This window comes from Planctomonas sp. JC2975, from assembly GCF_012985205.1.
Classification (GTDB): Bacteria; Actinomycetota; Actinomycetes; order Actinomycetales; family Microbacteriaceae; genus Humibacter.
The window spans coordinates 324,488-336,845 of the sequence record NZ_JABEKS010000001.1; the positions used below are offsets into that span (position 1 = coordinate 324,488).

The following is a 12,358-nucleotide window of genomic DNA, read 5'->3' on the forward strand; positions in this document are numbered from 1 at the left end:
ACGACAAGTGAACTGCCGGGTTCGCCGTTAGTGCCTGGAATCAGCCGGCAGAGCTTGTGGCTGCGGCCTTGGCTTCAGCCGATCCGCTGTCGTTCGAGGCGTCGTCTTCGTCGTTGCCCTCGTCGTCCGGATCGGTGTCGAACGAGTCTACCGCAGCGTCGCCTTTCTTCCATTCGCGGCCGGGGCGGTACACGCTGAGCTCGAGGCCGGGGTGCCGCCTGGACTGCACGATGAAGAGCACGATGCCGAGCACGAAGGCGAGGATGGCGGCCCACACGTTGAACGGGATGCCGAGGAACGAGTACTCGCTCGGGTCGATGCGGATGGACTCGAGGTAGCTGCGGCCCAGGCCGTACCACATCAGATAGCCGGCGAACATCTTGCCCCACCGCCACTGGAAGCGCTTCTCCAGCGCGATGAGCACCAGGACGCCCACCACGTTCCAGATGATCTCGTAGAGGAAGAGCGGCTGGAACAGGGTGCCGTCCGGAAGTCCCGTCGGGAACGCCGTGTTCGTGCTCTCGATCTGGAGACCCCAGGGCAGATCGGTCGGAAGTCCGTACAGCTCGTGGTTGACGTAGTTGCCGAGGCGGCCGATGGCCTGGGCGAGAAGGAGGCCGGGGGCGAGGGCATCCGCGAAGGAGAGGAAGCGTACGCCGGTCTGACGGCTCGCGATCCAGGCGCCGATGCCGCCGCCGATCAGCGAGCCGAAGATGGCGTTGCCGCCCTCCCAGATGAAGAAGATGCGCCATGGGTTGGCACCGGGGTAGAAGTAGTCGTCCGGATGCGTGAACACGTGGTAGAGCCGTGCACCCAGGAGCCCGAGCACGACGGCCCAGATGAGGAAATCGATGACGACCCCGGGCTCGCCCCCGCGCTTGGTGAGGCGGCGCGACGTCCAGAGCGTTGCGACGATGATGCCGACCAGGATGATCAGCGCATACGTCTTGATGTCCCAGTGCAACCCGAACAGGTCGATCGGGATCGACTGCCAGGACGGCGGCGGGCTCGGAATGCTGAGCGGTGCGATCACCTGTCGGGTTCCCTTTCGTTCGGACGACGGGCGTCATCCGTCTCGACGTCATGCTGAGGCCACGGCCTCGGCCAACATAGTCTAGGAGCTTAGGAGAAGAGGCTCAGTCGAGCCGGTCGCGCCAGGATCGTGAACGACCGATCTCGCGCAGCCGGGACGCCGGTCCCTGTGGTCATTCTCAGCCGGCGATGCCGGCGGCGAGGTCCTTCGTGGCGTCGATGACGCCGGCCACTCCGCCCTCGCCGAGCGCGCGGACCAGCGCAGTTCCCACGATGGCACCGTCGGCATACCCGACGACCTCGCGGACCTGGTCGCCGTTCGAGATGCCGATGCCGACGCAGACCGTCTGCGCGTCGACGGTGCGGAGCCGCGAGACGAGCGTGCGGGCCGCCGCATCCACATCGGACCGCTCCCCCGTGATGCCCATGGTCGACACGGCGTAGACGAATCCGCGCGAGGAGTCCGCCGCCATCCGCAGCCGCTCGTCGCTCGAGGTGGGAGCGGCCAGGAACACCCGGTCGAGGCCGGCACGATCGCTGGCGGCGATCCAGTCCGCTGCCGAGTCCGGCGTGACGTCGGGCGTGATCAGTCCGCTCCCGCCGGCGGCGGCGAGCTCATCGGCGAACCGGTCGAGCCCGAACTGCACGACAGGGTTCCAGTAGGTCATGACGAGTGCCGGCACGTCCACCCTCGAGCGGATCTCCCGCACGGCCGTGAAGACGTCGCGAACCCGGAATCCGGCGTGCAGGGCCTGCTGCGTCGCCGCCTGGATGACCGGACCGTCCATGACCGGGTCGGAGTACGGCAGGCCGAGCTCGAGCACGTCGGCTCCGTTCTCGGCCATGGCGACTGCGGCGTCGATGCTCGTGCCGAGGTCGGGGAATCCGATCGGCAGGTAGCCGACGAGGGCGCCACCGCGTGCGGCCTTCGCCGCGTGGATCGCCGTCTCCGCGTGCGCGAGGACCGTGGCGTCGCTCATGTCTGGTTTCCGTTCTCGTCGAGAAGGTCGAAGTATGCGCCGGCCGTCTGCACGTCCTTGTCGCCGCGACCGGACAGGTTCACCAGGATGACGGCGTCCGGTCCGAGCCGCTTTCCGAGGTCGATCGCGCCCGCCAGGGCGTGCGACGACTCGATCGCCGGGAGGATGCCTTCGGTGCGACTGAGCAGCCGGAACGCCTGCATCGCTTGGTCGTCGGTGATCGGCAGGTAGCTGGCGCGTCCGATGTCGCGCAGCCAGGCGTGCTCGGGTCCGACGCCCGGATAGTCGAGGCCGGCCGAGATCGAATGCGACTCCATGGTCTGACCGTCTTCGTCCTGCAGCACATACGTCTTGGTGCCGTGCAGGATTCCAGGGGTCCCCTCGCTGAGCGTCGCGCCGTGCTCTCCGGTCTCGATGCCGTGGCCGCCCGGCTCGAAGCCGTACAGCTGCACGTCTGGATCGTCGAGGAAGGCGTGGAAGATGCCGATCGCGTTGGATCCGCCTCCGACGCACGCGGCGACGGCGTCAGGAAGGCGTCCGGTGAGGTCGAGGACCTGCTGGCGGGCCTCCTCGCCGATCACCTTGTGGAAGTTGCGCACCATCGTCGGGAACGGATGCGGACCGTTCACCGTGCCGAGCAGGTAGTGCGTGGTGTCCGCGTTGGCGACCCAGTCTCGGAAGGCCTCGTTGATGGCATCCTTCAGCGTGCGCGAACCGGTCTTGACCGGCACGACCTCTGCGCCGAGAAGGCGCATGCGGGCCACATTGAGCGCCTGGCGCTTCGTGTCGACCTCACCCATGTAGATGGTGCACGACATGCCGAAGAGAGCGGCCGCCGTTGCCGTGGCGACACCGTGCTGGCCGGCTCCGGTCTCGGCGATGAGCCGGGTCTTGCCGAGTCTGCGAACGAGCAGCGCCTGGCCGAGCACGTTGTTGATCTTGTGCGAGCCCGTGTGGTTGAGATCCTCGCGCTTGAGGATGATGCGCGCGCCGCCGGCGTGCTCCGCGAACCGCGGAACCTCGGTGATGATCGACGGACGACCGGTGTACGTGGCGTGCAGGCGGGCGAGCTCCTCGGCGAAGCCGGGATCCTGCTGGGCAGCTTCGTACTCTGCTGACAACTCGTCGAGCGTGGCGATGAGCGACTCCGGCATGTACCTGCCGCCGTAGTCGCCGAAGTCGGGACCGCTCTGGTCGCGTAGGGCCATGGTCACTTCCTGGAGGATGGGCCGGTCTTCACAACCGGCACGGAACGTACGGGTTCTTGTCAGACCGCAAGGAATTCGGCGAGCCTGGCCATCGGATCGCCCGTGACGAGCGCTTCGCCTACCAGCACGACGTCTGCACCCGCCTCGCGGTAGTGCGCGACGTCGGCCGGGCCGAGCACCGCCGACTCGGCGACGCGCGTGACACCGGACGGGATGCGGTCGGCGAGCGTTCCGAAGAGGTCGCGGTCGAGCTCGAACGTGTCGAGGTCGCGGGCGTTCACCCCCACGAGCGACGCGCCGGCGTCGAGTGCCCTCGACACCTCGTCAGCCGAATGCGTCTCGACCAGAGCGGCCATGCCGAGCTCGGTGGCCAGGTCGTGCAGCGCCACCAGCGTCGGCTGGTCGAGTGCGGCCACGATGAGCAGCACGATGTCGGCTCCGGCGGCTCGCGCCTCGTACACCTGGTACGGGTCCGCGATGAAGTCCTTGCGCAGCACAGGGATGCCGACGGCCGCACGGACGGCCCTGAGGTCGTCCAACGACCCGAAGAACTGGCGCTGCTCCGTCAGTACGCTGATCGCGCTGGCACCGGCCTGCTCGTACACGGATGCCAGTGCAGCGGGATCCGGGATGTCGGCAAGGCGTCCGCGCGACGGGCTCGCGCGCTTGACTTCTGCGATGATCTTGACGCGGTCCACAGGCGCGAGCGCCGACAACGCGTCGATCGCCGGCGCCGCGGCGGCCGCAGCGGCCATCACGTCGTCGATGGGCGACTCGAGGGCCCTGGCGCGGGCATCCTCGACGGACCCGCCGACGAGTTCAGCGAGCAACACGGAGCTCAGTGGCCCTTCGGCTGGTACTTGGGGCCCTTCACGCCGTAGCCGGCCCTGGCCATGATGCCGCCGACGATCGGTCCGATGATCACGACGACGGCGGACCCGACGACGACCCACGGCTGCTCGAACCAGAAGGCGAACGTGCCGACGATGACGCCGATCAGCATGATGATGACGGCCGTCCATGCGGCCGGCGAGTGACCGTGGCCCGGATCCGAGGACTCAGCGCTCATGACTCTCTTTTCGCTCTGGGGGTGGGGATTGTTCCCATTCTATCGAACGGGCGGGGTGCCGCCGTCGGCCTCGCCATCGGCTTCAGATGCGTCGACTTCTGCCTCTCCGGCCGCCGGATCGTCGGCGGCCGGATCGTCGGTATCCGTCGGGTCGTCGCCCCGGCTGAGCTCGTCCCAGTCGTCGATGGCCGCGTCCCTGGCCCGCGCACGCTGATCCGCGGCTGACAGCTGGTCGTCGTCCTCGGCGTTCGCAGCCGAGTCGTCCTGATGGATCGGCGCCGAGGCATCCTGCGTCGCACCGTACCGACGGGACGCGGTCGGCCAGCGGTGCGCGGTGACGGCAGCGGCGATCGCGGCCAGGGCGAGAACGATGCCGGCGACGAGCGCGACGGCGGGCCAGGCAGTGGCATCCGCACCGGCGATCACGGCGCGCACGCCAGCGTCTCCTGCGATGCCGGTCGCCTTCGTCACGACCGTAATGCCGGTGGCGGCGGGATCGACCATGGCCGATGCCACCGATCCGATGATGCTGGCGGCCAGCACGATCCCGAGAACGGCCAGCACGTACCGCAGCACCCGGCCGGCGAGGGCGAGGGCGCCGCCGAACGCGACACCGGCGAGGGAGAGTGCCGCGATCGCGGGCGCGGCATCCGCTCCGGACACCGTGAGCGTGCCGGAGTGCCCGGATGCCGCGGTGAGGTGGAGCGTGTACCACGTCTGAGTCGATGCGGTCAGCACGAGAGCGCTCGCCAGGACGGCTACCAGGATGACCGAGTACTTGATGCGTGAGCCCGTGCGGCGCGATGAGGTTTCCACGATCAGACCACGCGTTCCAGCGCGTTCGCGATGGCGACGGCACGCAGCGGTGCAGCCGCCTTGTTCTGCGACTCGATGAACTCGCTCACGGGAACGGAATCGGCCACGAGGCCGCCGCCGGCCTGCACGCGCGCGATGCCGTCCATGATCGTCGCCGTGCGGATGGCGATGGCGAGGTCGGCGTCGCCGCCGAACCCGAAGTAGCCGACCACTCCCCCGTAGACGCCGCGCTGGGCCGGCTCGAGCTCGTCGATGATCTCCAGCGCGCGCGGCTTCGGTGCGCCGGAGAGCGTGCCGGCCGGGAACGTCGAGCGGAACACGTCGATGGCCGTCGACTCCTCGAGGAGGTCGCCCTCGACCGAGGAGACGATGTGCATGATGTGGCTGAACCGCTCGACCCGCATGAATTCGGTGACCTCGACCGTGCCGGCGACGCATACCCGTGCGAGGTCGTTGCGGGCGAGGTCGACGAGCATCAGATGCTCCGCGCGCTCCTTCTCGTCGGCGAGCAGCTCCGTCTCGAGCTCGGCGTCCTCCTCGGGAGTCGCTCCCCGCGGCCGGGATCCGGCGATCGGATGCGTGTACGCGCGCCTGTCCTGCACCTTGACGAGCGCCTCCGGCGATGAGCCGACCACGGTGTAGGGCGCCCCGCCGGAACGCTCCAGCGTGAGCAGGTACATGTACGGGCTCGGGTTGAGGCTGCGCAGCACGCGGTACACGTCGAGCGGATCCGCATCCGTCGGCAGCTCGAACCGTTGCGAGATCACGACCTGGAAGACGTCACCGGCGCGGATGTGCTCCTTCGCCGTGTCGACCGACGCCAGGAAGTCCTCGCGTCTCGTGCGCGAGGCTGCGTCGGGCACGACGGTGAAGTCCGCCGACTCCAGATGCGCCTCCGCCGGCCGGGACAAGCCGGCCTGCATCCGGTCGAGACGGGCCTGGGCATCGGACCAGAGGGCTTCGGCATCCGGCTGCGTCGCGTCGTCGACGAGCGCGTTCGCGATGAGTCGCACCGTGCCGAAACGGTGGTCGACCGAGACCAGGTCCGCAACGAAGCAGAGGGCCTGACCCGGAACGTCGAAGTCCGCCGGCGGCTGATCCGGGAGCCGCTCCAGCTGTCGAACTGCTTCCCAGCCGATGAATCCGACGAGGCCGCCGGTGAGCGGCGGCATGCCCTCCACCGGCTCGGAACGCCAGCGTTCGTACAGGCGCGCCAGCAGGTCGAGGGAAGGGGTGTCGGCGAGGTCGGGAGCGGCATCCGCTCCGAATGCACGGTCGGCAGGCAGACCGTAGTCCAGCCAGACGGAACGGTCGCCGTGCTGGGTGAGCACGCCGAACGATGCGACGCCGACGAAGGAGTAGCGCGAGAAGATGCCGCCCTGCTCGGCCGACTCGAGCAGGAACGTGCCGGGTTTCGCGGCGGCGAGCTTGCGATAGATGCCGACGGGCGTCTCGCCGTCTGCGAAGAGTTCGCGCGTCACCGGGATGACGCGTCGGGATCCGACGAGTTCGTCGAACTGCTCGCGGGTAGTCGTGCCCGGCTGGCTCATGCGTCGCCTTCGGATGATGAGACGAGCGACGGGACGTCGATCTCGACGGGGTGCAACTGGTCGGCGTCGAAGCAGGTGCGGGTTCCGGTGTGGCAGGCGGCGCCGATCTGCTCGACCCGCACGAGCAGCGTGTCGCCATCGCAGTCGAGTGCCGCCCCGCGCACGTACTGCGCGTGACCCGACGTGTCGCCCTTGCGCCAGTACTCCTGGCGGGAGCGCGACCAGAACGTTACGCGGCCCTCGGTCATCGTGCGGAGGAACGCCTCGCGGTCCATCCAGCCGACCATGAGCACCTCTTTGCTGTCCCACTGCTGGATCACGGCGGTGAGGAGTCCTTTGTCGTCGAACCGCACGCGATCGAGGATGCCGGATGCATCGTCCCGCGAGAGCGCGCCGCTCGGGTCGGTGCTGCCGATCGTGTTCGCATCCGCTGTGCCGGGGTTCTGGCCCGTTCCGCTCTCCGCTGCACTCACCGTCGAACCTCCTCGCCCGCATCGAGCAGGGCATTCTTCACGTCGCCGATGGTCATGAGCCCGTCGTGGAACACGCTCGCGGCCAGCACGGCATCCGCTCCCGCTTCGACTGCAGGCGCGAAATGCTCGACGGATCCGGCGCCGCCGGACGCGATGACCGGCACGGTGCTCACCTCGCGCATCCTCCTGACGAGCTCCAGGTCGAAGCCCTGTTTCGTTCCGTCGGCATCGATCGAGTTGACGAGAAGCTCGCCGGCCCCGAGTTCGACGGCCTGCGCGGCCCAGGCGAGGGCATCAAGTTCGGTCTCGGTGCGTCCGCCGTGGGTCGTCACGACGAAGCCGGAGGCGGTGCGCTGTGAGCGCTTGACGTCGAGCGAGAGCACGAGCACCTGAGCGCCGAACCGATCGGCGATCTCGCCGAGCAGGGCGGGGCGGGCGATCGCCGCGCTGTTCACGCCGACCTTGTCTGCGCCGCTGGCGAGGAGCCGGGCGACGTCATCGGTGGAGCGCACTCCCCCGCCGACCGTGAGCGGGATGAACACCTGTTCCGCCGTGCGGCGCACGACGTCGTAAGTGGTGGCACGCCCTTCCACCGTGGCCGTGACGTCGAGGAACGTGAGCTCGTCGGCGCCCTGCTCGTAGTAGCGCGCGGCGAGTTCGACGGGATCGCCGGCATCCCTGAGGTTCAGGAAGTTGATGCCCTTGACGACGCGGCCGTTCGCCACGTCGAGGCACGGGATGACGCGGATCGCGAGAGTCATGTCTGTCGCCCGCCCTTCGTCAGAGCCGCGCCGCGTGGATGGGCGTCACCAGGATCGCGCGAGCACCCAGCTCGTACAGGTCGTCCATGATGCGGTTCGTCGAGGTGCGCGGCACCATGGCCCGAACGGCGACCCATCCGGAGTCGCGCAGCGGCGAGATCGTCGGCGACTCGACACCCGGGGTGAGAGCGACGGCCTTCTCGATCAGGTGCGAAGGAAGGTCGTAGTCGATCAGCACGTACTGCCTGGCGACCATGACGCCCTGCAGGCGGCGGTGCAGGGTGGCCTGCCCGGATGCCGGCTCCGCATCGCCCTGTCCGTCCGGCGCCGCGATGAGCACCGCCTGCGACTGAAGGATCACCGGGCCGAAGATGTCGAGGCCCTGCTTGCGGAGGGTCGAGCCTGTCTCGACGACGTCGGCGACGGCATCCGCCACTCCGAGGCGCACCGCGGATTCCACGGCGCCGTCGAGGCGCACGAGCGTCACGTTCACCCCTGCCTCGCGGAGCCAGGCGCCGACCAGTCCGTCGTAGCTGGTCGCGACGCGAAGGCCCTCGAGCTCTTTCACGTCGGTGAACCGGCCGGCGGGACCGGCGAACCGGAACGTGGAGGCCGCAAACCCGAGCTCGTCGATCTCGCGCGCAGGCGAACCGGAGTCGAGCAACAGGTCGCGACCGGTGATGCCCACGTCGAGGGCGCCGCTTCCGACATAGGTCGCGATGTCACGCGGGCGGAGGTAGAAGAACTCCACGTCGTTCGCCGGGTCGGCGACGATGAGTTCCTTGGGGTCTTTGCGACCCGTGTAGCCCGCCTCGGCGAGCATCTGGGCGGCGGTTTCGGAGAGCGAGCCCTTGTTGGGCACGGCGATCTTCAGCATGCGGCTGGTCTTCCTGGGGTCTGCGGACGAACGGATGTCGATGTCGTCGTCACAGATGTCGGTAGACGTCCTGCAGCGTGAGGCCCTTCGCGAGCATCAGCACCTGCAGGTGGTAGAGCAGCTGCGAGATCTCCTCGGAGGTCTCGTCGTCGCTCTGGAATTCTGCAGCCATCCACACCTCGGCGGCCTCTTCGACGATCTTCTTCCCGATGGCATGGATGCCCGCGTCGAGCTCGCGCACCGTGCCGGACCCCGCGGGACGGGTCTCGGCCTTGGACGTCAGTTCGGCGAACAGTTCGTCGAAAGTCTTCACTCGTCAAGGCTAGCGGAGCTTGCGCTCCTCAAACGCTCCATCGCCTCGGCCATGCATGCGGTGCATGCGCGGCTCTCGGCTCAGTCGCATCTATCGGAGCTTGCGCTCCTCAAACGCTCCATCGCCTCGGCCATGCATGCGGTGCATGCGCGGCTCTCGGCTCAGTCGCATCTGTTGGAGCTTGCGCTGCTCAAAGGCCCCGGCTGCGTGCTGCCGTTCAGTGCGCGTGCTGCGCCGCCGTGTCGCGGAGCAGCGTGATCTGCGCGGCCGTGTCGGCGGCGCGGAAGACGCTGGATCCGGCGACGAATGTGTCCGCACCGGCCTTGGCGGCCGTGACGATCGTCTCCTCCGTGATGCCGCCGTCGACCTGCAGCCAGACATCCAGACCGCGTGCGGAGACGGCCTCCCGGAGCGCGGTCAGCTTGGGCATCGTCTCCGGCATGAAGCTCTGGCCGCCGAACCCCGGCTCGACCGTCATCACGAGCACCTGGTCGAATTCCTCGAGAAGGTCGATATACGGATCCGCAGGGGTTCCCGGCTTGAGCGCGACGCCCGCCCTGGCGCCCATCGAGCGGAGCCGTCGTGCCAGTGCCACCGGATCGGAGGCCGCCTCTGCATGGAACGTGACGGAATACGCTCCGAGCTCGGCATAGCCGGGCGCCCATCGGTCCGGATCGTCGATCATGAGGTGAACGTCGAGCGGGATCGCCGAGACGTCGTGGATGCGCCCCACCATCTGCGGCCCGAACGTGAGGTTCGGCACGAAGTGGTTGTCCATGACGTCGACGTGCACCAGATCGGCCGTGGCGATCCGATCGAGGTCCCGCTGCATGTTCACGAAGTCGGCCGCGAGGATGCTCGGGTTGATGCGCGGCATGGCTGTCACTTCTCCTTCTCCAGCAACGTGATGAACATGGCGTCAGTGCCGTGCCTGTGCGGCCACAGCTGCACCTGGGCGGGGTCGCCGGCGAGGTCGAGCGGATTAACCGCCAGCCCCTGCAGCACGTCCTGGGTCGGCAGCTCCTTCAGCTGTCCAGGGTGCCGCTTCAGCGCGTCGCTCACCTGCACGCGGGTCTCCGCGAGGTGCGGCGAGCACGTGACGTAGCAGAGCAGTCCGCCGGGCCGCAGTGCCTTCACGGCCGAGTCCAGCAGCGCCGCCTGCAGCCTGGCGAGCTCCGGAACGTCGCCAGGCGTCTTGCGCCAGCGCGCCTCTGGCCGGCGGCGCAGAGCACCGAGGCCCGTGCACGGCGCGTCGAGCAGGATGCGGTCGTACCGGCCGGGCTCGTCCATGCCGATCGTTGTCCCGTCCCGCTCGGAGAGCTCGACCGCGGATGCCGCAGGCGCGGTCGCACGCTTCACCAGTTCCAGCCTGGCCGGCACGATCTCATTGGCGACCAGTCGCGCGCCGGAGATGAGTGCTGTTGCCGCGAGGATGGCCGCCTTGCCGCCCGGTCCGGCGCACATGTCCAGCCACAGCTCGCCTTCGGCGATCTCCCGTGCGGCCAGCAGAGTCTGCACCGCCAGCTGCGAGCCTTCGTCCTGGACGCGGATGGCGCCGTTCGTCTCCTCCACGATCGCTCGCGGGTCGCCGCCCTTCCAGACGAATCCGATCGGCGAGTAGCGGTCGAGGTCGGAGTCCTCCGGGCGGTGCGCGAGAGCGGGAAGCGCGGCGAGGTTGACGCGCGGCGCCTCGTTGTCGGCGGCCAGCAGCTCCTCGAGCTCCGTCTCGCGATGTTCGGCGGCGAGCGAATGCCGGAACGCTCGGACGACCCAGGTGGGGTGCGAGTGCAGCGCGGCCAGCTGGTCGTCCTGATCGCGGGCCGCGTCGAGCACGCGTGAGCGCCAGACGTCCGGCTTCTTGCGGGCGATTCCGCGCAGCACGCCGTTCGCGAAGCCGACCGCCGACCGCGATCCCGAGGCACGCACGAGCTCGACCGTCTCGAACACGGCGGCGTGCGTGGCCGTGCGCATCGCGAGCAACTGATGGCAGCCGAGCCGGAGGGCGTCGAGGACCGGTTCGTCGATGCGGTCGACCGACCGATTGGCGGCGAGTTCGATCACGCGGTCGTAGTACCCCTGCATTCGCAGCGTGCCGTACGTGAGTTCTGTGGCCAGCGCAGCATCGGCCGGTGTCAGGTGGGCGCGCTCGAGGCGGGCGGGCAGGAGGAGATTGGCGTAGGCATCCGAATCGGTCACGGCGCGGATCACGTCGTACGCCACCGAGCGTGCTGACGACCTCTCCCCGCTCATGATGCGACTCCGCCGTTGATGGACGACGCAGCGTCCGCATCGGGTGCCTCGTCGACCCGCGCGCGTCCCTGCAGACCTCGCAGCCAGTCGGCGCCGGCCATCGCCCGCTTGCCGGCGGGTTGCACTGTCACGAGCTCCAGCGGGGCGGATGCCGTGCCCAGGTACGCGCGGGAGCCCTGCAGCAGCAACTCCCCCGGCTGCAACTGCTGCGCACCGGAGCGCGCCGCGGCGAGCACCTTGACCCGGGTTCCCCCGACGTTGACGAAGGCGCCCGGCTCAGGCGTCACCCCGCGGATCCGCGAGTACACGGCCCTGGCATCACGCTGAACATCGAGTCGCCCGTCGCCGAGGGTGAGCTTCGGCGCGAGTGTCGGCTCGCCCTCTTGGGGGGTTGCAACGGCCGTGCCGTTCGCGATGGCGTCCACGACTCGGAGTACGAGTTCCGACCCGGCGACGGCCAGCGAGTCGAGCAGCTCGCCCGCCGTCTCGTCCGCCCCCACCGGCCGCTCGACGGCGTCGAAGACGTCGCCGGCGTCGAGCTCGGGCACGAGCCGGAACACCGCTGCACCGGTGCGCTCGTCGCCCGCGATGAGCGCGCGCTGCACCGGCGCGGCTCCGCGCCAACGCGGAAGCAGGGAGAAGTGGAGATTGATCCAGCCGTTGTCGGGGGCGGAAAGGAGTGGCTCCCGTACCAACCCCCCGTATGCCACGACGACACCGAGTTCGGGGTGCGTCCTCAGGATGCCGTCGGTCGCTTCCGCATCGAGCCGCGCCGCCTTGAGCACGGGAAGTCCCAGCTCGGTCGCGGCCTGCGCCACCGGCGACGGCGTGAGCACGCGCTTCCGGCCGAGCGGGGCGTCCGGCCGGGTGACGACGCACACGATCTCGTGGTCCCCTCCGGCGAGAGCGCGCAGGGTCGGGACGGCGGCGGTCGGGGTTCCGGCGAAAACGATCCTCATCCGGTTCGGTCTCCTTCGCGGGTCGTTGGGCGGCGGGCAAGAGCAAACGCTCGACGGATCCGTTCGGAGG

The 12,358-nt window shown here is 69.0% G+C and carries 14 protein-coding genes; all 14 read right to left on the reverse strand.

Features of this window, described 5'->3' with window-relative positions:
* Window positions 1–40: 40 nt before the first annotated feature.
* A complete protein-coding gene (gene lgt / locus HII28_RS01500; RefSeq protein WP_170023794.1) occupies window positions 41–1,033 on the reverse strand; it encodes a prolipoprotein diacylglyceryl transferase in 993 nt (330 codons plus the stop codon).
* Between the two features lie 178 nt (window positions 1,034–1,211).
* Window positions 1,212–2,012 (reverse strand): tryptophan synthase subunit alpha, encoded by an 801-nt coding sequence (gene trpA, locus HII28_RS01505; RefSeq protein ID WP_170023796.1) that lies wholly within the window; start codon window positions 2,010–2,012, stop codon window positions 1,212–1,214.
* Window positions 2,009–3,220 (reverse strand): tryptophan synthase subunit beta, encoded by a 1,212-nt coding sequence (gene trpB, locus HII28_RS01510; protein WP_170023798.1) that lies wholly within the window; start codon window positions 3,218–3,220, stop codon window positions 2,009–2,011. Before trpB ends, trpA begins: the two co-directional genes overlap by 4 nt.
* Before the next feature lie 59 nt (window positions 3,221–3,279).
* The gene (gene trpC, locus HII28_RS01515) at window positions 3,280–4,050 is read right to left on the reverse strand and encodes an indole-3-glycerol phosphate synthase TrpC (protein ID WP_170025898.1); all 771 of its coding nucleotides are present in this window, start codon (window positions 4,048–4,050) and stop codon (window positions 3,280–3,282) included.
* An 8-nt stretch (window positions 4,051–4,058) separates the two neighbouring features.
* The gene (locus HII28_RS01520) at window positions 4,059–4,289 is read right to left on the reverse strand and encodes a DUF6704 family protein (protein WP_170023799.1); all 231 of its coding nucleotides are present in this window, start codon (window positions 4,287–4,289) and stop codon (window positions 4,059–4,061) included.
* Window positions 4,290–4,328: 39 nt separating this feature from the next.
* Complete coding sequence (locus HII28_RS01525; protein ID WP_170023800.1) at window positions 4,329–5,105, reverse strand: Trp biosynthesis-associated membrane protein; 777 nt, start codon at window positions 5,103–5,105, stop codon at window positions 4,329–4,331.
* A gap of 2 nt (window positions 5,106–5,107) precedes the next feature.
* On the reverse strand, window positions 5,108–6,655 hold the full coding sequence (locus tag HII28_RS01530) for an anthranilate synthase component I (RefSeq protein WP_170023801.1): 1,548 nt from the start codon (window positions 6,653–6,655) through the stop codon (window positions 5,108–5,110).
* A complete protein-coding gene (gene hisI / locus HII28_RS01535; protein WP_346769312.1) occupies window positions 6,652–7,020 on the reverse strand; it encodes a phosphoribosyl-AMP cyclohydrolase in 369 nt (122 codons plus the stop codon). The genes HII28_RS01530 and hisI overlap by 4 nt, the downstream gene beginning before the upstream one ends.
* A 104-nt stretch (window positions 7,021–7,124) precedes the next feature.
* Window positions 7,125–7,889, reverse strand: coding sequence for an imidazole glycerol phosphate synthase subunit HisF (gene hisF / locus HII28_RS01540; RefSeq protein ID WP_170023802.1), 765 nt, complete (start codon window positions 7,887–7,889; stop codon window positions 7,125–7,127).
* Window positions 7,890–7,908: 19 nt separating this feature from the next.
* Window positions 7,909–8,766 carry an ATP phosphoribosyltransferase gene (gene hisG / locus HII28_RS01545; RefSeq protein WP_170023803.1) on the reverse strand — a complete coding sequence of 286 codons (858 nt, stop codon included), beginning with the start codon at window positions 8,764–8,766 and terminating at the stop codon, window positions 7,909–7,911.
* 49 nt (window positions 8,767–8,815) lie between these two features.
* A complete protein-coding gene (locus HII28_RS01550; RefSeq protein WP_170023804.1) occupies window positions 8,816–9,079 on the reverse strand; it encodes a phosphoribosyl-ATP diphosphatase in 264 nt (87 codons plus the stop codon).
* A gap of 217 nt (window positions 9,080–9,296) precedes the next feature.
* Window positions 9,297–9,956: a ribulose-phosphate 3-epimerase gene (gene rpe / locus HII28_RS01555; protein WP_170025900.1), complete on the reverse strand. Its 660-nt coding sequence runs from the start codon at window positions 9,954–9,956 to the stop codon at window positions 9,297–9,299.
* 5 nt (window positions 9,957–9,961) lie between these two features.
* Complete coding sequence (locus HII28_RS01560; protein ID WP_170023805.1) at window positions 9,962–11,329, reverse strand: transcription antitermination factor NusB; 1,368 nt, start codon at window positions 11,327–11,329, stop codon at window positions 9,962–9,964.
* Window positions 11,326–12,288, reverse strand: a complete 963-nt coding sequence (gene fmt, locus HII28_RS01565; protein ID WP_170023806.1) for a methionyl-tRNA formyltransferase — start codon at window positions 12,286–12,288, stop codon at window positions 11,326–11,328. Before fmt ends, HII28_RS01560 begins: the two co-directional genes overlap by 4 nt.
* Window positions 12,289–12,358: the final 70 nt, after the last annotated feature.